General features: G+C 74.3%; 22 protein-coding genes. 9 read left to right on the forward strand and 13 right to left on the reverse strand.

Annotation, left to right across the window (positions count from 1 at the left end; genetic code table 11):
* Positions 1 to 10: 10 nt before the first annotated feature.
* Positions 11 to 820 carry a response regulator transcription factor gene (locus AB0I11_RS05955; protein WP_357314125.1) on the reverse strand — a complete coding sequence of 270 codons (810 nt, stop codon included), beginning with the start codon at positions 818 to 820 and terminating at the stop codon, positions 11 to 13.
* 253 nt (positions 821 to 1,073) lie between these two features.
* On the opposite strand from AB0I11_RS05955, the gene AB0I11_RS05960 reads away from it, so the two are divergent.
* On the forward strand, positions 1,074 to 1,457 hold the full coding sequence (locus AB0I11_RS05960; RefSeq protein WP_088964401.1) for a WhiB family transcriptional regulator: 384 nt from the start codon (positions 1,074 to 1,076) through the stop codon (positions 1,455 to 1,457).
* A gap of 226 nt (positions 1,458 to 1,683) precedes the next feature.
* On the opposite strand, the gene AB0I11_RS05965 is transcribed toward AB0I11_RS05960, so the two are convergent.
* From AB0I11_RS05965 to groES, 3 genes are all read right to left on the reverse strand, one after another.
* Positions 1,684 to 3,357 (reverse strand): molybdopterin-dependent oxidoreductase, encoded by a 1,674-nt coding sequence (locus tag AB0I11_RS05965; protein WP_357314127.1) that lies wholly within the window; start codon positions 3,355 to 3,357, stop codon positions 1,684 to 1,686.
* 126 nt (positions 3,358 to 3,483) lie between these two features.
* Positions 3,484 to 5,130, reverse strand: a complete 1,647-nt coding sequence (gene groL / locus AB0I11_RS05970; protein WP_357314129.1) for a chaperonin GroEL — start codon at positions 5,128 to 5,130, stop codon at positions 3,484 to 3,486.
* Positions 5,131 to 5,200: 70 nt separating this feature from the next.
* Positions 5,201 to 5,515, reverse strand: a complete 315-nt coding sequence (gene groES, locus AB0I11_RS05975; protein ID WP_018222648.1) for a co-chaperone GroES — start codon at positions 5,513 to 5,515, stop codon at positions 5,201 to 5,203.
* Positions 5,516 to 5,883: 368 nt separating this feature from the next.
* On the opposite strand from groES, the gene AB0I11_RS05980 reads away from it, so the two are divergent.
* The 7 genes from AB0I11_RS05980 to AB0I11_RS06010 all read left to right on the forward strand — a co-directional run bounded on the left by AB0I11_RS05980 (position 5,884) and on the right by AB0I11_RS06010 (position 13,175).
* Positions 5,884 to 7,092, forward strand: a complete 1,209-nt coding sequence (locus AB0I11_RS05980; protein WP_357314131.1) for a methyltransferase domain-containing protein — start codon at positions 5,884 to 5,886, stop codon at positions 7,090 to 7,092.
* 46 nt (positions 7,093 to 7,138) lie between these two features.
* A complete protein-coding gene (ybaK, locus tag AB0I11_RS05985; RefSeq protein WP_357314133.1) occupies positions 7,139 to 7,618 on the forward strand; it encodes a Cys-tRNA(Pro) deacylase in 480 nt (159 codons plus the stop codon).
* A 243-nt stretch (positions 7,619 to 7,861) separates the two neighbouring features.
* Positions 7,862 to 8,962, forward strand: a complete 1,101-nt coding sequence (locus tag AB0I11_RS05990; RefSeq protein ID WP_357314135.1) for a substrate-binding domain-containing protein — start codon at positions 7,862 to 7,864, stop codon at positions 8,960 to 8,962.
* 104 nt (positions 8,963 to 9,066) lie between these two features.
* Positions 9,067 to 9,882, forward strand: coding sequence for an ATP-binding cassette domain-containing protein (locus AB0I11_RS05995; RefSeq protein ID WP_357314137.1), 816 nt, complete (start codon positions 9,067 to 9,069; stop codon positions 9,880 to 9,882).
* Positions 9,879 to 11,138: an ABC transporter permease gene (locus AB0I11_RS06000; RefSeq protein WP_357314139.1), complete on the forward strand. Its 1,260-nt coding sequence runs from the start codon at positions 9,879 to 9,881 to the stop codon at positions 11,136 to 11,138. The genes AB0I11_RS05995 and AB0I11_RS06000 overlap by 4 nt, the downstream gene beginning before the upstream one ends.
* Before the next feature lie 25 nt (positions 11,139 to 11,163).
* Positions 11,164 to 12,345 carry an ROK family protein gene (locus tag AB0I11_RS06005; RefSeq protein WP_357314142.1) on the forward strand — a complete coding sequence of 394 codons (1,182 nt, stop codon included), beginning with the start codon at positions 11,164 to 11,166 and terminating at the stop codon, positions 12,343 to 12,345.
* A 104-nt stretch (positions 12,346 to 12,449) separates the two neighbouring features.
* Positions 12,450 to 13,175 (forward strand): DUF4142 domain-containing protein, encoded by a 726-nt coding sequence (locus tag AB0I11_RS06010; protein ID WP_357314145.1) that lies wholly within the window; start codon positions 12,450 to 12,452, stop codon positions 13,173 to 13,175.
* 63 nt (positions 13,176 to 13,238) lie between these two features.
* Here the strand turns inward: AB0I11_RS06010 and AB0I11_RS06015 are convergent, their stop codons facing one another.
* From AB0I11_RS06015 to tsaB, 6 genes are all read right to left on the reverse strand, one after another.
* Complete coding sequence (locus AB0I11_RS06015; RefSeq protein WP_357314148.1) at positions 13,239 to 14,996, reverse strand: ABC transporter ATP-binding protein; 1,758 nt, start codon at positions 14,994 to 14,996, stop codon at positions 13,239 to 13,241.
* Complete coding sequence (locus tag AB0I11_RS06020) at positions 14,993 to 16,699, reverse strand: ABC transporter ATP-binding protein (protein ID WP_357314150.1); 1,707 nt, start codon at positions 16,697 to 16,699, stop codon at positions 14,993 to 14,995. The genes AB0I11_RS06015 and AB0I11_RS06020 overlap by 4 nt, the downstream gene beginning before the upstream one ends.
* A gap of 68 nt (positions 16,700 to 16,767) precedes the next feature.
* Positions 16,768 to 17,022 carry a hypothetical protein gene (locus AB0I11_RS06025; protein ID WP_357314152.1) on the reverse strand — a complete coding sequence of 85 codons (255 nt, stop codon included), beginning with the start codon at positions 17,020 to 17,022 and terminating at the stop codon, positions 16,768 to 16,770.
* A 16-nt stretch (positions 17,023 to 17,038) separates the two neighbouring features.
* A complete protein-coding gene (gene tsaD, locus AB0I11_RS06030; protein WP_357314155.1) occupies positions 17,039 to 18,085 on the reverse strand; it encodes a tRNA (adenosine(37)-N6)-threonylcarbamoyltransferase complex transferase subunit TsaD in 1,047 nt (348 codons plus the stop codon).
* Positions 18,086 to 18,090: 5 nt separating this feature from the next.
* A complete protein-coding gene (gene rimI, locus AB0I11_RS06035; RefSeq protein WP_357314461.1) occupies positions 18,091 to 18,534 on the reverse strand; it encodes a ribosomal protein S18-alanine N-acetyltransferase in 444 nt (147 codons plus the stop codon).
* A 197-nt stretch (positions 18,535 to 18,731) separates the two neighbouring features.
* Positions 18,732 to 19,409, reverse strand: coding sequence for a tRNA (adenosine(37)-N6)-threonylcarbamoyltransferase complex dimerization subunit type 1 TsaB (gene tsaB, locus AB0I11_RS06040; RefSeq protein WP_357314157.1), 678 nt, complete (start codon positions 19,407 to 19,409; stop codon positions 18,732 to 18,734).
* 346 nt (positions 19,410 to 19,755) lie between these two features.
* On the opposite strand from tsaB, the gene AB0I11_RS06045 reads away from it, so the two are divergent.
* Positions 19,756 to 20,478: a helix-turn-helix domain-containing protein gene (locus tag AB0I11_RS06045; protein WP_357314160.1), complete on the forward strand. Its 723-nt coding sequence runs from the start codon at positions 19,756 to 19,758 to the stop codon at positions 20,476 to 20,478.
* A 26-nt stretch (positions 20,479 to 20,504) separates the two neighbouring features.
* On the opposite strand, the gene ung is transcribed toward AB0I11_RS06045, so the two are convergent.
* From ung to AB0I11_RS06060, 3 genes are read right to left on the reverse strand one after another with little or no spacing between them, the layout of a single operon-like run.
* Positions 20,505 to 21,206: a uracil-DNA glycosylase gene (gene ung / locus AB0I11_RS06050; protein WP_357314162.1), complete on the reverse strand. Its 702-nt coding sequence runs from the start codon at positions 21,204 to 21,206 to the stop codon at positions 20,505 to 20,507.
* 60 nt (positions 21,207 to 21,266) lie between these two features.
* Positions 21,267 to 21,749 carry a tRNA (adenosine(37)-N6)-threonylcarbamoyltransferase complex ATPase subunit type 1 TsaE gene (gene tsaE / locus AB0I11_RS06055; RefSeq protein WP_357314164.1) on the reverse strand — a complete coding sequence of 161 codons (483 nt, stop codon included), beginning with the start codon at positions 21,747 to 21,749 and terminating at the stop codon, positions 21,267 to 21,269.
* Positions 21,746 to 22,837, reverse strand: coding sequence for an alpha/beta hydrolase (locus AB0I11_RS06060; protein ID WP_357314166.1), 1,092 nt, complete (start codon positions 22,835 to 22,837; stop codon positions 21,746 to 21,748). The genes tsaE and AB0I11_RS06060 overlap by 4 nt, the downstream gene beginning before the upstream one ends.
* Between the last annotated feature and the right edge of the window lie 13 nt (positions 22,838 to 22,850).

A 22,850-nucleotide genomic window follows, 5' to 3' on the forward strand; every position in this document is an offset into this window, starting at 1 on the left:
GTTCGGCGGGTCAGGCGACCAGACCGGCGCGGAAGCCCGCCGCCACGGCGTGCGCCCGGTCCCGGGCGCCCAGCTTGCGGAAGAGCCGCCGGGCGTGGGTCTTCACGGTGTCCTCGGAGACGAACAGCTCCCGCCCGATCTCCGCGTTGCTCTTCCCCTCGGCCATGCCGAGCAGCACCTGAAGCTCACGCTCCGTGAGCCCGATGGCGCTGCGGGCGCCCCGTCCGGTGGACCGGGGCGCGGTGGCCGTCGGCTCCGCCTCGCCGGCGGCCGGGTCGGCCGGGTCGTCGCCGCGCTGCACCGGGACCATGGTGGAGTTGTTGCCGGGCGGCTCCGCCGAGCGGGCCGGTGGCGGTCCCGCCGGGGTACGCCCGGGCACCGCCGACCGGGTGGGTCCGCCGACCGCGGCGGCGTCCCGGGCCGGGTCGGTGACCCGGCTGCGCACCGGCCGTCCGGGCGCGGAGAGCAGCAGCAGCGCCTTGGCGACCGCGCTGGTCAGGTCGTGGTCGGCGCCCTGGATCAGGCCACGGGCACCGGCATTGATGCTCGCCGCCGCGGCCTCGGACTCCTCGGTGCCGAGCAGCACCACGGCGGCCTGCGGCGCCCGGGCCAGCACCCGGCGGACGAAGCCCGCGCTGTCGGGCCGGGTCAGGGCGGTATCGGCAAGCACCACGTCGACCGGCCGCTCGGCGAGCCGGAGCATCACCTCGGGATCGGAGACGGCCGTCCGGACGACGCCGGACAGCCCGAGCCGCGCCGCCGCGGAGGTCAGGTGCTGAGCCGCGAGTGGTGTCCGAACGCACACGAGAACGCTACGCACAGTGGTCTCCTCTCCGCCTCAGAGCAGACCACGGCGGGGTGTGCCGGGGAGGAGGTTCCGGGCAATCATCCGAACTTTTCCGGCAGATGGGGCATATGCCGCCGACTGTCCGAGCTTTTCGATCACGGATGTGTGAGCGCGGGAAAGCCCGGGTACCGAGGGGTCCAGGCCGGAACCGGTGTCCCGCGCGGACCGCCGCCCGGTTGCTCACCAGACGGATTCTCCGCGGTGCCGCGCGGGAGGAGGGGTGCTGATGTCGAACGTACGTAGGCTGCCTGGACCCATCGTCGACCTCTGGGACTGGCAGCGACTCGGTGCCTGCCGGGGCCGGGACAGCGCCCAGTTCTTCCACCCGGACGGCGAGCGCGGCTCGTCGCGGCTGCGCCGCGAGTCCGGTGCCAAGGCGGTCTGCCGGGCCTGCCCGGTACGCGCCGAGTGCGCCGCGCACGCCCTGTCGGTCCGCGAGCCGTACGGGGTCTGGGGCGGGTTCAGCGAGTCCGAGCGGCTGCGGCTGCTCGCACTCGGCTGGGAGGACCTGGCCGACCGCCGGCAGACCCGGGTGGACGTGGCCCGGCTGGAGGCACGCCTCGGCCGGCCGCACAAGTCCGCCGTGCCGGACCAGCGCAAGGTCGCCTGACCTTCCACACCGACCATCGCGACGCCGCGCTCCTCCCCGGGGCGCGGCGTCGCGCCACGCCCGGACACCAGCGCGGCGTCCCGGCACGCGCCCGGACACCAGCGTGGCAACGCGTTGCACCGGGCACCAGCGCGGCGTCCCGGCACGCCCGCCCCCGGTGCGAGGTCGCGTTACCCGCGGCACCGGTCGGGCCGCCGACCGCCGATCCACCGGCGGTCCCGGCGGATCAGCCGACCGTGACCGGGAGGGTGTGCCAGCCGGTGGCGCCGTCCGGGGCGACCGGGCTGCGCTGCTCCGGCTGCGTCTCCCCGGTGGCGTCCGTGGCCCGGACCCGGAGGGTGTGCTCGCCCGGCGTGGCGTCCCAGCGCCACGACCACTGCACCCAGGTGTCGACCGAGACCGTGGGGGCCAGGGTGGCCTCGTGCCAGGGACCGTCGTCGACGCGTACCTCGACCCGGCGGATGCCCCGGTGCTGGGCCCAGGCCACCCCGGCGACCGTGACCGGCCCGGCGGTCAGCCCGTCGCGCCGGCGGGGCGTGTCGATCCGGGACTCCGTCTTGATCGGCCCCTGCGCCGACCAGCCGCGCGGCACCCAGTACGCGTCGAAGTCCGCGAAGCTGGTCAGCTCCAGCTCGGTCACCCACTTGCAGGCGGAGACGTACCCGTAGAGGCCGGGCACCACCATGCGTACCGGGAAGCCGTGCGCCACCGGCAGTGGCTCGCCGTTCATCCCGACCGCCAGTAGCGCGTCCCGGCCGTCCCGCAGCACCGCCGTGGGGGTGCCGCAGGTCCAGCCGTCGACCGAGCGGCCGACCACCTGGTCCGCGCCCTCCTCCGGCTCGACCTCGGCCAGCAGGTCCCGGATCGGCACGCCCAGCCAGCGGGCGTTGCCGATCAGGTCGCCGCCCACCTCGTTGGAGACGCAGGCCAGGGTGATGTCGCGCTCGACCATCGGCCGGGCGAGCAGGTCGTCGAAGCTCAGCTCGAGCGGCTTGCGGACCCGGCCGTGGATGCGCAGCCGCCAGGTCACGGGGTCGACCTGCGGCACCACGAGGGCCGTGTCGATCCGGTAGAACTCCCGGTTCGGGGTGACGAACGGGGCGAGCCCGCGCACCCCCAGGTCCGCGCCGGCCGGCACCGGCGGGGCGGGCGCGACCGGTGCGGGCAGGCGTACCGCCGCGCGGGCCGCCGAGACGCCGCGCCGCCCGGCCAGCCAGTGCCCGCCGAGCCCGGCCACCGCCGCCGTGCCGGCCAGCAGGCCGACGCCGCGCAGGAACCGGCGGCGCGACTCGTCCCCGGCGGGCTCCGCCGGCTCCCACCCGGCCGGGCCCTCGTCCGGCGCGAGCGCGGCGAGGGCCGGCGGCACGGCGGGCCGGGTGGCTGCCTCCGGCGGCGGGCTCGACATGTCGGCCCCGCGCACCGGGCCCGGGCTGACCGCCTCGCGCACCGGGCCCGGGCGGCGATCCTCGCCCAGCGGGCCCGCGACGAACGCCCAGAGCGTGAGCGCGCCCAGGACGCCGCCGACCAGGGAGGGCAGCGCGTCGAAGGCGTCCGCGCCGGCCCGGGTCAGCGCGGCGGCCACCCCGAGGGCGGCGAACGCGGCGATACCGGCCAGCCCGATCCGCAGCCGCCGGGCCGCCAGCACGCCGATCAGCGCCGCGATCGCGGCCAGCAGCACCGCCGTGCCGACCAGCAGGGCGATCTTGTCGTACCGGCCGAAGACCGCGATGGCGAACTGCTTGACCGGCTCCGGCACCACGTCGACGACCAGCCCGCCGACCGCGATCAGCGGGGCGGACCGGGGACCGGTGAGGACGGCCACCGGTTCGGCGACCCCGATCGCGACGGCCGCGGCCGTGATTCCGGCCAGCGCGGCCCGGCCGCGCGACATGCTGCTCACGGCGACCAGTCTCCCCGGCCGGAGCGGACGACCGCCAACCTCGTCAGGGTTTCGTAAGCAGAGACGGGTCAGGGCACACCGCCGGGTCGGCGGTGTGCCCTGACCGTCAGGCCGTACGGCGCGGGATCAGAAGCCCGGGCCGTGCTGGTGGCCGTGGCCGTGCGAGTGGCCGTGCCCACCGGCGGCGGCCGGCTCGGACTGCTCCGGCTTCTCCACCACCAGGCTCTCGGTGGTGAGCAGCAGGCCGGCGATGGAGGCGGCGTTGGTGACCGCGTTGCGGGTCACCTTCACCGGGTCGAGGATGCCCGACTTGACCAGGTCGACGTACTCGCCGGTGGCGGCGTCGAGGCCGTTGCCCCACTCCATGGCGGCGACCTTCTGCACCACCACGTAGCCGTCGTGGCCGGCGTTCTGGGCGATCCAGCGCAGCGGCTCGACCAGCGCCTTGCGCACGATCGAGACACCGACCTTCTCGTCACCGGTGTAGCCGAGGTCGTCGTCGAGCACCGGCAGGATCTGGGCCAGGGCGGCGCCGCCGCCGGGGACCGTACCCTCCTCGACCGCCGCCTTGGTCGCGGCGATCGCGTCCTCGATGCGGTGCTTGCGCTCCTTCATCTCGACCTCGGTGGCCGCGCCGACCTTGATCACGGCGACGCCGCCGGAGAGCTTGGCCAGCCGCTCGGCCAGCTTCTCCCGGTCCCACTCGGAGTCCGAGGCCTCGATCTCCTTACGGATCTGCGCGACCCGGTCGGCGACCTCGCTGGCCTGGCCGCCACCGTCGACGACGGTGGTGTTCTCCTTGTCGACCACCACGCGGCGGGCGGTGCCGAGCACCTCCAGGCCGACCTGGTCGAGCTTGTAGCCCAGCTCCGGGGCGACCAGCTCGGCGCCGGTCAGGATCGCCATGTCCTGCAGCATCGCCTTGCGGCGGTCGCCGAAGCCGGGGGCCTTGACCGCGCAGACCTTGATGGTCTTGCGGAGCGCGTTGACCACCAGGGTGGACAGCGCCTGGCCCTCGACGTCCTCGGCGATGATCAGCAGCGGCTTGCTGTTCTGGAGGACCTTCTCCAGCAGCGGCAGCAGCTCCTCGATCGCCGAGATCTTCTGCGTGGTGATCAGGATGTACGGGTCCTCCAGGACCGCCTCCTGCGCCTCCACGTCGGTGACGAAGTTCGGCGAGATGAAGCCCTTGTCGAACTGGAGACCCTCGGTCACCTCCAGCTCGGTGATGAGCATGGAGCCCTCCTCGACGGTGATGACACCGTCGCGGCCGACCCGCTCCATCGCCTCGGCGATCAGCTCGCCGATGGTCGCGTCCTGCGCGGAGATCGTCGCCACGTTCGCGATCGACTGCTTGCTGGCCACCTCGGCGGCCCGGCCGAGCAGCGCCTCGGAGACCTTGCCGGCCGCCGCGTCGATGCCCCGCTTCAGGCCGGTCGGGTTGGACCCGGCGGTCACGTTGCGCAGGCCCTCGCGGACCATGGCCTGGGCCAGCACGGTCGCGGTGGTGGTCCCGTCGCCGGCGACGTCGTTGGTCTTGGTCGCCACCTCCTTGACCAGCTGCGCGCCCAGGTTCTCGTACGGGTTGGTGAGCTCGATCTCCTTGGCGATCGTCACGCCGTCGTTGGTGATCGTGGGCACACCGAACTTCTTGTCCAGGACGACGTTGCGCCCGCGCGGGCCGAGAGTGACCTTGACCGCGTCCGCGAGGGCGTTGACACCGTGCTCCAGCAGGTGCCGGGCGTCGTCCGAGAAGCTCAGGATCTTCGCCATCTGTATCCCTTCGAAGCGACGTTGCCCCGGCCCGGCGAGCCGGACCGGGGCAACGACACTGATCGGTTGCTTACTTCTCGATGACCGCGAGGACGTCGCGGGCGGAGAGCACCAGGTACTCCTCGCCGGCGTACTTGACCTCGGTGCCGCCGTACTTCGAGTAGAGGACGGTGTCGCCGACCTTCACGTCGATCGGCACGCGGTTGCCCTTGTCGTCGATCCGGCCCGGGCCGACAGCGAGGACGGTGCCCTCCTGCGGCTTCTCCTTGGCGGTGTCGGGGATCACGATGCCCGAGGCGGTGGTGGTCTCGGCCTCGTTCGCCTGGACCACGATGCGGTCCTCGAGCGGCTTGATCGCAACCTTGGTCGCGGTAGTCACGGGCATACCCTCCTGGGGTACTTGGTGTCGTTGCCGGTCGGCGAGCCGACCGGCGTCAATCTGCCACATGCCACCGGGCGGGGCCGTCGTCGCGGGTGCCGGTCCGCCTGGCGTTCAACCCCCGGGCACCAGGGCCCGGGCGTTGGCACCCTCAGGGCGAGAGTGCTAATCGCAGGTTATTCCTCGGCTAGCACTCCGTCAAGGAGAGTGCCAACGCGCCGCCCCTCGTGTCGCCGGAGAAACCGCCGTCCGGGCCCGCGACACGCCCGGCGTCGGGCGGCGCGCCGGGACCACGGCGCCCGGAGTCGGCGCCCCCGACGGTCCGGCACCGGGGCGGCACCCGACCGCTCGGGGGCGGCCGGGAGAATGCCCGGGTGGACCTGGAACAGTTCGCCGCGTTGCGTACCCCCGAGGGGTCGGCCGCGCTCGACGCGGCGGCCCGGGTGGCCGGCGGCGACCCGCTGGCCGCGGCGGCCGCGCTCCGCTCCGCCGGGCTCCCGGCCGGGCTCGCCGCCGCCGCGCTCACCCAGGCCGAGCTGCGCCGCCGGGCGGTGGGCAAGTTCGGGCCGGCGGCCGCCGGCATGTTCCTCACCCGTCCCGGGCTGGAGCAGGCCACCCGCCGGGTGGTCGCCGACCGGCGGGCCGCCCGGCTGCGCGCCGCCGGGGTCGGCACCCTGGCCGACCTCGGCTGCGGCCTCGGGGCGGACGCGCTGGCCGCCGCCCGCGCCGGCATCCGGGTGTACGGGGTGGAGGCCGACCCGGTGACCGCCGCGATGGCCGCCGCGAACGCCGAGGCCGCCGGGCTCGCCGAGCTGTTCACCGTCGAGTGCGGGGACGCCACGGCGTTCGACGTGACCCGGGTCGAGGCGGTCTTCTGCGATCCGGCCCGGCGCCGGGCCGGCACGGGACGGCGCGTCTTCGACCCGAACGCCTACGCGCCGCCCTGGGACTTCGTCACCGGGCTCGCCGAGCGGGTGCCGTACACCGTGGTCAAGGTGGCGCCCGGCCTGGACCACGCGCTGATCCCGGCCGGCGCGGAGGCCGAGTGGGTCAGTGTGGACGGCGACCTGGTCGAGGCGGCGCTCTGGTGCGGCGCGCTGGCCGAGGTGCCCCGCCGCGCCACCGTGCTCCGGGAGAAGGTCTCCGGTGGCGGCGCGGCCCCCGCTCGGCACCTCACCGGCTCCGGCACCGAAGCGGCGCCGGTCGGGCCCACCCGTCGCTTCCTGTACGACCCGGACCCGGCGGTGGTCCGCGCCCACCTGGTCGCCGAGCTGGCCGGCACGCTGGGCGGGAACCTGGCCGACCCGAGCATCGCCTACCTCTACGCCGATCAGGCCCGGCCCACCCCGTACGCCCGCTGCCTGGAGCTGACCGACGTGCTGCCGTTCTCGCTGAAGCGGCTGCGCGCCCTGCTCCGGGAGCGCCGGGTCGGCCGGGTGGAGATCCTCAAGCGCGGCTCGGCGCTCGAGCCGGAGCAGCTGCGCCGGGACCTGCGGCTGGCCGGGGACGGCTCGGCCAGCGTGCTGCTGACCCGGGTGGCCGGCGCGCCCACCGTGCTGCTGGGCCGCCCGGTTCCCGCCTGACGGTTTCCGCTCGCCCGCCGGCCCGGCGACGGCTAGCTTGGCGGGCATGGCGGGACAGGGCACTCCGGCGACGGCACTGCTGAGCCGACGGAAGATCTCCCACAGCACCCACCCGTACGACGTCTCGCCCGACGCGTCGAACTACGGCGGGCTGGTCGCGGCGGCGCTCGGCGTACCCCCGGAACGGGTGTTCAAGTCGTTGGTCACCGAGGTCGACGGCGGCCTGACCGTGGCGGTCGTACCGGTCACCGGCGAGTTGGACCTCAAGGCGCTCGCCGCCGCGGTGGGCGGCAAGCGGGCCGCCCTGGCGGACCGGACGGTGGCCGAGCGGGCCACCGGTTACGTGCGCGGCGGGATCAGCCCGCTCGGCCAGCGCAAGCGGCTGCCCACCGTGGTGGACGCGTCGGCGCTGGACCACCCGACGGTCTACGTCTCGGCGGGTCGCCGCGGGCTGCAACTGCAACTCGCGCCGGCCGACCTGGTGGCACTGACCGACGCCGTCACCGCCCCGATCGCCACCGGCTGAGCGTCGGTCCGGCCGGTCCACCGCGCCGGCCCGGCGCCCGGCGCTGGGAGCGTTCCCGCAGGTCTTCGCGGGAACGCTGGCCATGGGATGACAGCGGGGCGACAATCGCGTTGCTGAATTGTTACCGCTGCCAACAAACTTCCGATCTCGGCTCCCTTGCGCGGCTCCGGACGCGGGGAATACGTTGCCGGACACAACAAACACCGACAACGACTCCCCCAACCCCCGAAAGGACCCGTGCACATGCGCAAGGGCTTCCTCACCTTCGCGGCCGTCGGTCTGCTCGCGACCGGCAGCATGGCCGCCTGCGGCGACGACGGCGGTTCTGACAAGGCCGGCGGCTCGACCGACAAGAAGCCGAAGATCGGCGTCATCCTGCCGGACAGCAAGTCCTCCGCCCGCTGGGAGGGCGCGGACCGCAAGTACCTCAAGGAGGCGTTCGACGCGGCCGGCGTCGAGTCCGACATCCAGAACGCCCAGAACGACAAGAACGCCTTCCAGACCATCGCCGACCAGATGATCACCAACGGCGTCAACGTGCTGATGATCGTCAACCTGGACTCCGGCACCGGCAAGGCCGTGCTCGACAAGGCCAAGTCGCAGGGCGTGGCGACCATCGACTACGACCGGCTGACCCTGGGCGGCTCGGCCCAGTACTACGTCAGCTTCGACAACGAGGCCGTCGGCAAGCTCCAGGGCGAGGGCCTGAGCAAGTGCCTCACCGACAAGGGCGTCAAGAACCCGGCGATCGCCTACCTCAACGGCTCGCCGACCGACAACAACGCGACCCTGTTCAAGAACGGGTACGACTCGGTGCTCAAGCCGAAGTTCGACTCGAAGGAGTACACGAAGGTCGCCGACGACTCCGTACCGGACTGGGACAACGCGCAGGCCGCCACGATCTTCGAACAGCAGCTCACCAAGGCCAGCGGCAAGATCGACGGCGTGCTGGCCGCCAACGACGGTCTCGGCAACGCGGCCATCTCGGTGCTGAAGAAGAACAAGCTCAACGGCAAGGTCCCGGTGACCGGCCAGGACGCCACCAAGGAAGGCCTGCAGAACATCCTGCTCGGCGACCAGTGCATGACCGTCTACAAGGCCGTCAAGAAGGAGGCGGACGCCGCCGCCGGCCTGGCCATCGCGCTGGCCAAGGGGGAGAAGAAGGAGACCGGGCAGACGGTCAAGGACCCGGAGGGTGGCCGGGACGTCCCGTCCGTCCTGCTGGAGCCGAAGGCCATCTACAAGGACAACGTCAAGGACGTCGTGGACGACGGCTACGTCACCAAGGAAGAGCTCTGCACCGGTAACTTCGCCAAGCTCTGCGCCGACGCCGGCCTCAGCTGACCCATCCCGCCTCAGGCGGCGCCGCCCGGTACGGATCTCCGTGCCGGGCGGCGCCCACGCCGGACGGGCTCCGAGCCCTCCCCTCCGTGCCAAAGGAGAACCCCGTGTCCGCTACCCCCCTGCTGGAGCTACGCGGGATCGACAAGAGCTTCGGTCCCGTCCAGGTGCTGCGCGACGTGGCCTTCACCGCCTACCCCGGTGAGGTGACCGCGCTGGTCGGCGACAACGGCGCCGGCAAGTCGACCCTGGTCAAGTGCATCAGCGGCATCTACCCCACCGACGGCGGCGAGTTCCACTTCGACGGCCGGCCGGTGAGCATCAACAGCCCGCGCGACGCGGCCGCGCTCGGCATCGAGGTCGTCTACCAGGACCTCGCGCTCTGCGACAACCTCGACATCGTGCAGAACATGTTCCTCGGCAGGGAGAAGCGCAGCGGGATCGTGCTCGACGAACCGACCATGGAGCAACTGGCCGCCGAGACCCTGGCCGGGCTCAGCGTGCGTACCGTCAAGTCGCTGCGCCAGCACGTGGCCAGCCTCTCCGGCGGGCAGCGGCAGACCGTGGCCATCGCCAAGGCGGTGCTCTGGAACAGCAGGCTGGTCATCCTGGACGAACCCACCGCCGCGCTCGGCGTCGCGCAGACCGCCCAGGTGCTCGAGCTGGTCCGCCGGCTGGCCGACAACGGCCTGGCCGTGGTGCTCATCTCGCACAACATGAACGACGTCTTCGCCGTCTCCGACCGCATCGCCGCGCTCTACCTCGGCCAGATGGTCGCCCAGGTGAAGACCACCGACATCACCCACTCGCAGGTGGTTGAGCTGATCACCGCCGGTCGCTCCGGCAACCTCGGCCTCGCCGACTCGGGCAGCAACGGCACCGGCGCCGCGCCCGCCGACACCACCCCAGGAGCCGTCCGATGACCACCACCGCCGTGAAGAAGGAGGGCCCCGCCGCGGTCGCGCCGGCGCCCACCGTCGGCTTCCACCTCAGCTCCTACCTGCGCCGGGTACGCGGCGGCGACATCGGCGCGCTGCCGGCGGTCTTCATGCTTCTCGCGCTGGCGATCGGCTTCTCGGTCGCCCGCCCGTCGTTCTTCACCGCCGGCAACTTCGCCAACCTGTTCACCCAGGGCGCCGCGACCACCCTGATCGCGATGGGCCTGGTCTTCGTCCTGCTGCTCGGCGAGATCGACCTCTCCGCCGGCTTCGCCAGCGGCGTCTGCGCGGCCATCCTGGCCAACGCGGTCACCGAGCGCGGCTACCCGTGGTACGTCGCGATGCTCGCGGCCATCGTCACCGGCGTGGTGATCGGCACCGTGCTCGGCCTGCTGGTGGCGAAGGTCGGCATCCCGTCCTTCGTGGTCACCCTCGCCGGCTTCCTCGCCTTCCAGGGCGTCGTGCTGATGCTCATGAAGGAGGGCTCCAACATCTCGGTGCGGGACGAGACCATCCTCGCCATCGCCAACCGCAACCTCACCCCGGCGCTCGGCTGGGCGCTGACCGCGGTGGCCGTCGCCGGGTACGCGGCCACCCAGTTGCTGCGGCACCGCAACCGGGCCGCGCGCGGCCTGCTCACCGACCCGATCGCGGTGGTGGCCGCCCGGATCGCCGGCCTGGCGATCATCCTCGGCGCCGCGGTCTACGTGCTCAACCTGGAGCGCAGCCGCAACGTGCTGGTCGTCTCGCTCAAGGGCGTGCCGATCGTGGTGCCGATCATCGCGCTGCTGCTGGTCCTCTGGACCTTCGTGCTGCACCGCACCAGCTACGGCCGGCACGTCTACGCGGTCGGCGGCAACGCCGAGGCCGCCCGCCGGGCCGGCATCAACGTCGACCGGATCCGGATCTCCGTCTTCGTCATCTGCTCCACCATGGCGGCGATCGGCGGCATCGTGGCGGCCAGCCGGGCCAACTCGGTGGACCCCAACACCGGTGGCAGTAACGTGCTGCTCTACGCCGTCGGCGCGGCGGTGATCGGCGGCACCAGCCTCTTCGGCGGCAAGGGCCGGGTCCTCGACGCCGTGCTCGGTGGCGCGGTGGTGGCGGTCATCGACAACGGCATGGGCCTGATGGGTTACAGCTCGGGCGTGAAGTACGTGGTCACCGGCGTGGTCCTGCTCGCCGCCGCCACCATCGACGCGCTGTCCCGGCGGCGGGCCGCCGCCACCGGCAACCGCTGAACCCGGCGTGGACATGGCGTTGGCGATGCGCGCGGGCCCGAGCCAGGACGAGATCCGCCGGCAGAACCTGGGCGCGCTGCTCCGCTACGTCCACGTGCACGGTGCCACCAGCCGCGCCGAGCTGACCACCGCGCTCGGGCTCAACCGCAGCACCATCGGCGCGCTGACCGCCGACCTGGCCGGCGCCGGTCTGGTCAGCGAGGGGACGCCGAAGGAGACCGGCCGGGCCGGACGACCGTCGCTGGTCGTCCGGCCCGCGTCGGCCCGGGTCTACGCGTACGCGTACAGCGTCGAGGTGGACCGGCTGCGGGCCGCGCGGGTCGGACTCGGCGGTGAGGTGCTCGACCGCCGGGAACTGGACCGGCCGCGCAACCTGGTCGCCGGCGAGGCCGCCCCGCTGCTGGCCGGCGCGGTCAAGGAGATGCACCAGTCGGTGCCGCCGGGCTCCGTCTGCGTCGGCGCCGGAGCGGCCGTCTGCGGCATGGTCCGCCGGGAGGACGGGCTGGTCCGGCTGAGCCCCACCACCGGCTGGGTGGACGAGCCGATCGGCGCGGCCCTCGCCGCCGAGCTGGGCACCGACGTGCCGATCACGGTCGGCAACGTGGCGGACGTGGCCGCCTACGCCGAACACGCCCGGGGCGTCGCCGCCGGCTGCGACAACGTCATCTACCTCTACGGGGACGTCGGCGTCGGGGCCGGCATCATCGCCGGCGGGCGGCGGCTCACCGGGCACGGCGGCTACAGCGGCGAGGTCGGCCACATGGTGGTGGTTCGCGACGGGATGCGCTGCGACTGCGGCCGGCGGGGCTGCTGGGAGACCGAGATCGGCGAGCACGGGCTGCTCCGGGCCGCCGGCTGGTCCGACGCCCGGGGCCGGGACGCGCTGGTGGCCGTCTTCGACGCCGCCGACCGGGGCGACGCCCGGGCCCAGACCGCCGTCCGGCAGGCCGGTGACTGGCTCGGCTTCGGCGTGGCCAACCTGGTCAACATCTTCAACCCGGAAATGGTCATCTTCGGCGGCACCATGCGCGACCTCTACCTGGCCGCCGCCGCCCAGGTGCGCAGCCGGCTCAACTCCAACGGGCTGCCGGCCTGTCTCGAACACGTCCGGCTGCGTACCCCGATGCTCGGCGACGACGCGGCCCTCATCGGGGCCGCCGAGCTGGCCTTCGAACGCCTCCTCGCCGACCCCCTGGACGCCGGCTGAACTGATCGGGGCCGTGATCCGTACCAGTGTGCGGACGGGCGGCCGGCGGGTGCGGCCGTCCGCGACATCCGCGTACCGGTCCGGACCGAGGAGGCACCCCCACCATGGCACCGCTGGAATCCGCCCGCCGCCGTCTGGCGCTGCTGCTGCTCGCGCTCGTCGCGGGGATCGGCGTGCTGCCCGGCACGGCGATGGCCGCCCCCGCGCCCGGCCAGCAGCTCAACGCCGCCGACATGACCCTGCTCAACGGGGTACGGCTGGCCGGGCTCTGGGAGATGCCGGCCGGTCAGATGGCCGCCGAGAAGGGCCAGTCGAAGCGGGTACGCGAGATCGGCGCGGAGATCGCCCGCCAGCACGCCGTCCTGGACCAGCTCGTGGTCCAGGCGGCGAACAAGCTGGGCGCCACCCTGCCGACCACACCGACCACCCAGCAGCAGGGGTGGCTCACCGAGATGCAGAACGCCACCGGCGCCCGGTTCGACCAGATCTTCGTGACCCGGCTCCGGGTCGCCCACGGCAAGATCTTCCCGGTGATCGGCGCGGTCCGGGCGAGCACCCGGGACCCGATCGTGCGCAAGCTCGCCGAGCAGGCCAACACGTTCGTCAACGACCACATGACCATGCTGGAGAGCACCGGGCTGGTCCGCTGGCAGCAGCTCCCGCCCGCCGCGCTGCCCCCGGCGCAGAGCGACTCGCTGGTCGCCGCCGCCGCGGCCAACGTCGGCAGCGGTGGCGGGGTGCAGGTAAGCACCACCGTGGTCTGGGCGGTCTTCCTGCTCGCCCTGCTCACCGGCGGCTACGCGACCTGGCGCATCCTGCGCCGCACGTGAGGTGGTGGGCCGGCGCCCCCGGCACGACGGACCGCGTCGACCGGGGGCGCCGGCCCACCCCGCTCAGCCGTGCCAGGACCGCCAGAGGGCCGCGTACGAGCCGCCCGCCGCGACCAGCTCGTCGTGCGAACCCAGCTCGGTGATCCGGCCGTCCTCGACCACCGCCACCCGGTCCGCGTCGTGCGCCGAGAAGAGCCGGTGCGCGATCGCGATGACGGTCCGGCCCGACAGCACCGCGGCCAGCGAGCGTTCCAGGGCCCGGGCGGCCCGCGGGTCGATCAGCGAGGTGGCCTCGTCGAGCACCAGGGTGTGCGGATCGGCGAGCACCAGCCGGGCCAGCGCGAGCTGCTGCGCCTGGGCCGGGGAGAGCGGATGCCCGCCCGCACCCACCCGGGTGTCCAGCCCGTCCGGCAGCGCCGCCGCCCAGTCCAGCGCGTCGACCGCGGCCAGCGCGGCGCGGATCCGCGGCGGGTCGGCGTCCGGACGGACCATCGCCACGTTCTCGGCCAGGGTGCCGATGAAGACGTGATGCTCCTGGCTAACCAGCGCGACGTGGCCGCGCAGGTCGGCCAGGGGCAGCTCGGTGAGCGGCCGGCCGTCCACCGTCACGGCGCCCGACCGGGGCGCGTGCACCCCGGCCAGCAACCGGCCCAGGGTCGACTTGCCCGCCCCGGACGGGCCCACCATGGCCAGCTTCTCCCCCGGCCGGGGCACCAGGGTCACCCCGTGCAGCACGTCGTGGCCGGCCCGGTACGCGTACCGGACGTCCTGGGCGGCCAGCCGGCCGTCGGTCGCCGCGGGCCGCACCGGGGACGGGGCGCCGGCCGGCGCCGGCCGGTCGGCGGGCTCGGCCGCCACCCCGAGCAGCCGGGCCAGCGAGGCGCCGCCGACCTGGAACTCGTCCAGCCAGGACAGCAGCCGGTCGACCGGGTCGACCAGTTGCTGGGCGTAGAGGGTCGCGGCGGTGACCTGCCCGAGGCTGGCCCAGCCCTTCAGGTAGAACCAGCCGCCGAGCAGCAGGGTGCCGGCCACCGGCAGCAGGTAGCCGACCTCGGCGATCGGGAAGAAGACCGTCCGCAGCCGCAACGTGTAGTACTCGGCCGCGTACGACCGGCGGATGTCGGTGGCCGTGCGGGCCCGGCGGCGGGCCTGCTGGCGCAGCGCCTCGGTGGTCCGGGCCCCCTCGGCCGTCTCGCTGAGCCCGTCGGTGATGTCGGAGTACGCGGCGTTCTCCCGCAGGTACCCCGCCGGCGCCCGGCGCAGGTACCAGCGGGTGCCGGCCACCAGCAGCGGCACCACGAGCACGCAGGGCAGCACCAGCAGCGGCCCGGTCAACACCAGCGCGCCGAGGATCAGCAGCACGGTGACCCCGGCGATCAGCGTCTCCGGCGCGGCGAACCGGACCGTCCGGGACAGCGCCGCGACGTCCCGGGAGGTGCGGGTGAGCAGGTCACCCGTGCCGGCCCGCTCCACCGTGGACAGCGGCAGGGCGAGCACCCGGTCGACGAACTCCTCGCGCAGCTCCGCGAGGACCCGCTCGCCGAGCCGGGCCGACGCCAGGTGGGCGAAGCGGACCAGCACCGACTGGGCGATCACGAAGCCGGCGATGGCCAGCGCGATCCGGTCGACGGTGACCGCGCCGACCCCGCGCGAGATGCCCTCGACCAGGTCGCCGAGGAGCCGGGGCGCGACCAGGCCGGCGGCCGCGGCGAGCGCGTGCAGGCCGAGCGCGGCGGCCAGGGCGCGCGGGTGCCGGCGGGCCAACTCCCGGGCGTACCGGCGGACCTGCCGCGCGTCGGCGACGGGCAGGGCGTTGCTCACCGCTCCTCCTCCCGGCTCACCGTGGCCCGGTACCGGGGCTCGGCGGCGAGCAGCTCGTCGTGCCGTCCCTCGGCGACCATCTTGCCGTCCTCCACGAAGATCACGTGCTCGGCGCGGCCCAGCATCAGCGGGCTGGTGGTGCAGACCAGCGTGGTCCGGCCGCGCCGGGCCGCCGGCAGCCGGTCGGCGATCCGCGCCTCGGTGTGGGTGTCCACCGCGCTGGTCGGCTCGACCAGGATCAGCGTCTCCGGGTCGGCGACCAGCGCCCGGGCCAGCCGCAGCCGCTGCCGCTGCCCGCCGGAGAACTCCCGGCCGCGCTCGGCGACCGCGCCGTCCAGGCCGCCTGGGAGCGCCTCGACGATGTCGGTCGCGCTCGCCGCGACCAGCGCCGCCTCGACCGCCGGGCGGTCGCCCCGGTCGTGCGGGTCCAGCTCGGCGCGGAGCGTGCCGCTGAAGAGCTGCGCGTCGTTGTCGGCCACCAGGATCCGCTCGCGCACCGTCGCCAGCGCCACGTCCCGCAGCGGTACGCCGTGCAGCGTCACGTCCCCGTCGGCGTACCGGCCGAGCCGGTCGGCGATCTCGACCGCCTCCTCGGGGCTGGTGGCGGCCAGCGCGGTGAGCCGGCCCGGCCGCAGCACCACCCCGGACCGCACGTCCACCAGCTCGCCCGGCCCGGCGGGCACCGGCACCGGGCGGGCCGGGTCGGTGAACTCGGGGGCGAGGCGGAGCAGCCGCACCACCCGGCGGGCCGCCACGTGCCCCCGGGCCAGCTTGTCGGCCGCCTCGGTGAGGTTGCGCAGCGGGCTGACCAGGAACGCGGTGTAGCCGTAGAAGGAGACGAGCTGGCCGGCGCTGATCTCGCCGCGCAGCGCGAACCGCGCCCCGAGCCAGGTCACCAGCACCACGAAGACGCCGGGCAGCAGGATCTGCGCCGCCTGGAGCAGCGACTCCACCCGGGCCACCCGCAGGCCGTCCGCGCGCAGCGTCTGGGACTGCTCCCGGTAGCGGGCGCCCAGCACCGGCTCGCCGCCCACCCCGCGCAGCACCCGCAGCCCGGAGACGATGTCGGCGGCCCGGGCGGTCAGCTCGCCGGTCGACTCCCGGTACGCGGCCTGCTGCCGGTGCAGCGGCCGGATCAGCAGCGCCACCAGCGCCATGAGCAGCGGCACCCCGAGCACCACCACGAGACCGAGCGGCACCGACGCGGTGAGCAGGATCACCGACACCGTGCCGATGGCGACCACCGCGCCGGCGCCCCGGGCGGTGATGTCCACCGCGCTGCCGACGTGCTCGATGTCGGCCGTACCGATGCTCACCACCTCGCCGGCGGCGACCCGGCGGGGCAGCGCGGCGCCTAACCGGTTGGTGGCCTCCACGGTGAGCTGCACGGTCCGGTAGGCGGCCGCGAGCCAGTTGTGCACCGCGTAGCGGTGCCGCAGGATGCCGGCGATCGCCTGGACGACGCCCAGCCCGAGCAGCACGAGGCCCCAGCGGAGCAGGGCGTCCGGGTCGCGCTGGGTGAGGCCGGCGTCGACGGCCCGGCCGACCGCGGCCGGCATCAGTGCCTGGGCCACCATCCAGGTGACCCCGAGGGCGATGGCGCCGCCGAAGATCAGCGGGTGCCGTCCGGCGAGCCAGACCAGGTAACGGGTGGCGGACCGGGCGTCGGGGGTGCCGGGATTACCGGCCGGTGCGAAGCGCATGACCACCCGACGCTAAGTGCCGGGCCGGGGCGGGCGCCAACCAGTTTCCGGCCACCCGGCCGGCCGGATCAGCGGTCGACCTGGGTGAAGTCCCAACTGTGCGGGGGGCGGGCGACCAGGGTGGCCGGCGGCTCCGGCAGGGCCCGGGGGCTGCTCCGCCACTTCGAGATGACCACCAGCCGGTGGTCGGTGGAGGAGAACACCTCGCTGGACAGGTGCAGCGGGTCGTGCTCGAACTCGGGCAGCGCGGTCTCGCAGACCCAGGTGATCAGGTCCGCGAAGCCGTACGGCTCGGCCTTCGCCTCCCACATCCGGACGATCACGTCGCTCCCTTCCGCCTCAGACGCTGACCACGGTCAGCGGCATCGCCGAGTCGGCGGGCAGGTCCAGGCGGCTGGGCGCGACGCCGGCGGCGACCAGGTGCGAGCCGAGCGCGGCCACCATCGCCCCGTTGTCGGTGCAGAGCCCCGGCCGGGGCGTACGCACCCGGATGCCGTGCTTCGCGGCCCGGTGCTCGGCCATCGCCCGCAGCCGGGAGTTGGCCGCCACCCCGCCGCCGATCACGAGGGTATCGATGCCGCTGGTCCGGCAGGCGTCCAGGGCCTTGCCGACCAGCACGTCGCAGACCGCCTCCTGGAAGGACGCGGCCACGTCGGCGACCGGGACCGGCTCGCCGGCCCGCTGCCGCGCCTCCACCCAGCGGGCCACCGCCGTCTTCAGGCCGGAGAAGGAGAAGTCGTACCGGTGCCCGGCCAGGTCCTTGGCGGCGGTCAGCCCGCGCGGGAAGGCGATCGCCGCGGGGTCGCCGGCGCGGGCCTCCCGGTCGATGAAGGGGCCGCCGGGGAAGGGCAGGCCGAGCAGGCGGGCCACCTTGTCGAACGCCTCGCCGGCCGCGTCGTCGATGGTCGAGCCGAGCGGGGTGACCTCCCGGGCGAGGTCGTCCACCCGCAGCAGCGAGGAGTGCCCGCCGGAGACCAGCAGGGCGATCGACGGCGCGGGCAGCGGGCCGTGCTCCAGGGTGTCCACCGCGACGTGCGCGGCCAGGTGGTTGACCCCGTACACCGGCTTCTCGGCGGCGACCGCGTACCCCTTGGCGGCGGCGACCCCGACGAGCAGCGCGCCGGCCAGGCCCGGCCCGGCGGTGACGGCGATCGCGTCGATGTCCGCGATCGTCACGCCGGCCTCGGTCAACGCCCGTTCCATGGTCGGCACGATGGCCTCCAGGTGGGCCCGGCTGGCCACCTCGGGCACCACGCCGCCGAACCGGGCGTGCTCCTCGACGCTGGAGGCCAGCGCGTCGGCGAGCAGGGTGTGCCCGCGGACGATGCCTACCCCGGTCTCGTCGCAGGAGGTCTCGATGCCGAGGATCAGGGGTTCGTCAGCCATGCTCGTCAGTCCTCGTTGCGCTGCATGACCAGCGCGTCGGTGTTGCTCGATTGGTAGTAGCCGCGACGCACGCCGATCGGCTCGAAGCCGTACGTCGCGTAGAGCCGCTGCGCCGCTGCGTTGTCGGCGGCCACCTCCAGCAGCGTGCTGCGCGCCCCGAGCCGGGCCGCCTCGGCGAGCAACGCCTCCAGCAGGAGGCGGCCGATGCCCCGCCGCTGGACGTCCCGGCGGACCGCGATGGTCTGCACCCAGGCCTCGTCGGGCAGGGCCACGGTCAGCCCGGCGTAGCCGAGCACCGTGCCGTCGTCGTCCACGGCCACCCGGTAGAAGTGCCCGTTGGCCAGCTCGTTCCAGAACATCGCCGGGGACCACTGGTCGGCGCCGAAGGCGTCCGCCTCGATCGGCAGCACCTGCTCGATGTGCCACCAGCGGAACCGGTCGAGGTGCAGGCCCGGCTCACTCCTCGCGCTCACGGCGCCACCTCTGTTCGCGACTGCGGGGCTCGCAGGCCCGGCTCGCTCCTCGCGCTCACGGCGCCACCTTTGTTCGCGACTGCGGGGCTCGCAAGCCCGGCTCACTCCTCGCGCTCACGGCGCCACCTTTGTTCGCGACTGCGGGGCTCGCAAGCCCGGCTCACTCCTCGCGCTCACGGGAGGACCGGCTTGTGGCCGGTGGCCGCGACGGCGTCCGGGCGGCGCAGGTAGAGCGGGGTGAGCGGCTCACCGGGGGCGCCCGCGCGGACCCGCTCGGCGGCGAGCCGGGCCAGCGCCGTCGCGTCCGGGTACCGCGGCTCGGCGCGGACCGGCAGACCGAGGACGTCCGCGTACCGGTGGGCGCCGTCACCGACCGCGACCGTGACGGCCAGTTCCCGGGCCCGCTCGGCGGCGACCGCCGGGGTGTCCACGTTCGGGCCGGCGATCCGCTGGCCGGCGCCGTCGTAGACGGCCCAGTAGATCTCGCGCCGGCGCGCGTCGCTCGCGGCCAGCACCGGCTCGCCGGCGGCCGCCGGGTGACCGATCGCGTCCAGCGAGCAGACCCCGTAGGTGGGGACGTCGAGCACCTGGCCCATGGTGGCGGCGGTGACCAGGCCGACCCGCAGCCCGGTGAACGGCCCCGGGCCGAGCCCGGCCACGATCGCGGCCAGGTCGGCGGGGCGGGCGCCGGCGTCGGCCAGCACCGCGTCGACCTGCGGGGCGAGCAGTTCGCCGTGCGCCCGGGCGTCGACGGTGCACCGCTGGGCGCGGGCCACCACGCCGTCCGCCGAGACCTCGACCAGGGCCGCGGTCACCGCGGGCGTCGAGGAGTCCACCACGAGTACGAGCACGGTAAGCCAGAGTAGCCGCCCTCCGGTCACCGCCGGTCACGGCCTGTCCCCAGGAGACGCCCACCGGTGAGCTGCTCGCCCGCCGCCCCCCGCTTGCACCCCGCGCGGAGCCGAGCCCGCCCACCCGCCGACCCGGCGGGCCGAGCCGGCGGGCTTCCCCCCGAGGCCGAGCCGGCCGCGCGAGAGCGGCCGCTCGGCCGGCGGGAGCGGGGTCGGCGGTGGGTCGGTGGGCGTCGCGGAGCGTGACGGGCGCCCAGCCGCCACCGAACTTTTTATCGGTATGCCGCAGAGGCATAAAGATGACGGAGAGGCATATCGCGGAAAAGTGCCCGTCCATCATTCAGGGATGCCTGACAGCAGACTGACCCGGCAGATCGCCGCCGCGCTGCGGGCCGAGCGGGAGCGCCGGGAACTCACCCAGCGGCGCCTGGCCGACCTGGCCGGGCTGAGCCAGGGCACGGTCGCCCGGATCGAGCGGGGCGACCGGGTGCCGAGCCTGCCGGTGGTGGAACGACTCTTCGCCGCGCTCGGGCGGCAGCTCCGGCTGGCGGTGGAGCCGCTGGACAGCCACCTCGACGCCGCGCTCGACGGCCTGGCCGGACGGCCGGTGGCGGAGCGGCTCGACGAGCTGGGGTTGGACCGGACGCTCGACGCCCTGGGCGAGCTGGCGTACGTGCTGACCGGGGCGACGGCGGCGCTGCTCCAGGGCGTCCCGCTACCCGTGGCGGCCGTCGAGGTCGCGGTGCGCTGGCGGGACGCGGCCCGCCTCACCGCCTTTCTCGAGCGGGAGTACGGGCTGCGATGGAATGCCCGCTGGGAGGAGTGGGGCGGGTTGCGGCTCGAGCCGGCGGAACCGGGCGAGCACCGCTGGCAGACCCGCCACGGCGAGCTGCGGGCCCGCATGTGCGACGAGCTGCCGGAGTCGGTCGAGGTCCGGCACGGCGACCGGAGCTACCGGGTCGAGCCGCTGATCGAGGTGGAGCTGACCGACCGGCGCGCCGCCGACCTGCTCCGCCGCCACCGGCAACGCCTCGGCACCGCGCCGGCCGCGCTCGGCTCAGCCCGCTGAAACCCGACGCCGCGCCAGCCGTCCGGTCAGCCGGCTGAGCGCTCCCAGTCGATGGTGGGCAGCCCGGCGTCGGCGAGGGCCTTGTTCGCGGCGCTGAACGGGCGGCTGCCCAGGAAGCCGCGCGGGTTCATCGGGCTCGGGTGGCCCGCCTCCAGCACCACGTGCCGCGGGTTGGTGACCAGGGTGGCCTTCTTGCGGGCGTACCCGCCCCAGAGCAGGAAGACCACCCGCTGGTCGAGGCCGTCCAGGGCCCGGATGGTCGCGTCGGTGAACTCCTCCCACCCCTGGTTGGCGTGCGAACCGGGGGTGGCCTCCCGGACGGTGAGCACCGAGTTGAGCAGCAGCACGCCCTGCGCGGCCCAGCCGTTCAGGTTGCCGCTGCGCGGCTTCGGCACGCCCAGGTCCTCCGCCAGCTCCTTGAAGACGTTGCGCAGCGACGGCGGCACCGTCACCCCCTCGCGCACGCTGAAACTCAGCCCGTGCGCCTGCCCCGCCTTGTGGTACGGGTCCTGCCCGAGGATCAGCACCCGGGTCTGCGCGGGGTCGCACAGCCGGTAGGCGGAGAACAGGTCCTCGACCGGCGGGAAGACGGTCCGGACGGCGTACTCCCGGGCGACGAACTGGGCGAGCGCCGCGGTGCGCGCCCGGTCCAGGTGCGGGGTGAGCACCGCGCGCCAGGCGTCGGGCAGCAGCGCCAGCAGGTCGAGGGTGGGAGCGTCGTCGGGCATCGGCAGCCTTTCAGCGGTCGGATCGGTCCCCGGCACTGTAGGCAGCCGGTACGACAGCCGTCAGTCCAGGGTGGCCAGCCGGCGCGCCCAGTCGCCACCGACCGGTTCCAGGCTCACCACCCGGGTGTCGTCGTCCCGCCGGTCGATCCGGACCCGCAGGTGGGCGTCGACCAACTGCTCCACCATGCCCTCGCCCCACTCCACCACGGTGACCGCCTCGTCGACCGAGGCGTCCAGGTCGAGGTCGTCGATCTCGGCGCGCGGGTCGGCGGACTCCCCCAACCGGTACGCGTCGGCGTGCACCAGGGTCACCCGGCCGCCCCGGGCCGGGTCGGGCCGGTGCACCCGGGCGATCACGAAGGTCGGCGAGGTGATGTCGCCGCGTACGCCCAGGCCGGCGCCGATGCCCTGGGTCAGCGCCGTCTTGCCGGCCCCGAGCGGGCCGCTGAGCAGCAGCAGGTCGCCCGCGCGCAGCAGCCCGGCCAGCCGGCGGCCGAAGTCGTGGGTGTCGTCGACCGTCTTCAGCTCCACCAGCACGGTCACAACGCCTCCAGGAACCGTCGCAGCGCCGCGTTCACCTCGTCGGCGTGCTCCAGCATCACCACGTGCCCACTGTCGTGGATCTTGACGAACTCGGCGTGCGGCAGCCGCCGGACGATCTCCTCGGAGTGGGTCACCGGCGTGATCATGTCCTTGTCCCCCACGATCACCAGCACCGGCGTACCGGCCAGCGCGGCCAGCGCCGGGAACCGGGAGTGGGTGGCCAGGGTCCGCAGATACCGGGTGACCGTGTCGGCGGAGGTACGCGAGTTCATCGTCTCGACGTACGAGACCAGGGCGGCGCTCGGCTTCGGGGTGCCGAAGCCGTACTTGCGGGTGAGCAGCCAGGCGACGTTGGAGGTGGACTGCCGCGCCTTGTCGATCACCGTGCCGCCGTACCGGGTGGCGTTGCTCATCATGTAGAGCACCGGCGCGCCGACCCGGCCGAGCAGCGCCGGGGCGACCAGCTTGGTCTCGGCGAGCAGGCCGCCCGAGGTGGCCATCAGCACGGTGCCGACCACCCGGTCGCCGAACAGCTCCGGGTACAGCTCGGCCAACGCCATGATCGTCATCCCGCCCATGGAGTGGCCGACGAGCACCAGCGGACCCTCCGGAACCACCTCGTCGATCACCCGACGCAGCGTCCCGCCCAGCGTGGCCAGGTCGTAGTCACCGGTCTCCAGCCGCCCCGACCGGCCGTGCCCGGGCTGGTCGTACGCGACGACCCGGTAGTCACCCCGGGCGGCGAGCATCTTGCGCTGGAAGTGGAACGTCCCCATGTCCAGGCAGAAGCCGTGCACCAGCACCACCGTCGGGTGCCCGGCGACCGGCCGGGTCGGCTCGACCACCTCCACCTGGATGTCGGTGCCGTCCGGCATCTCCACCAGGAACGCCCGGTCGTACGGCTGCTGGTCGAAGACCTCGCCGGCGTACCGGTCGGTGGGGTCGTTCTTGAACCGGCGGACCAGGACCCGCTCGCTCACCACGCCGGCGGCGAGCCCCGCGGCGGCGACGCCGACGGCGGCGCCGACCACCCCGGCCACCCGGCCGGCGGCGGTCCGCGGCCGGGGCACCCGGAACCGCGGACTCACGGTGCCTCCTTTG

The sequence above is a fragment of the Micromonospora sp. NPDC050495 genome, from assembly GCF_040655175.1.
Lineage (GTDB): Bacteria > Actinomycetota > Actinomycetes > Mycobacteriales > Micromonosporaceae > Micromonospora.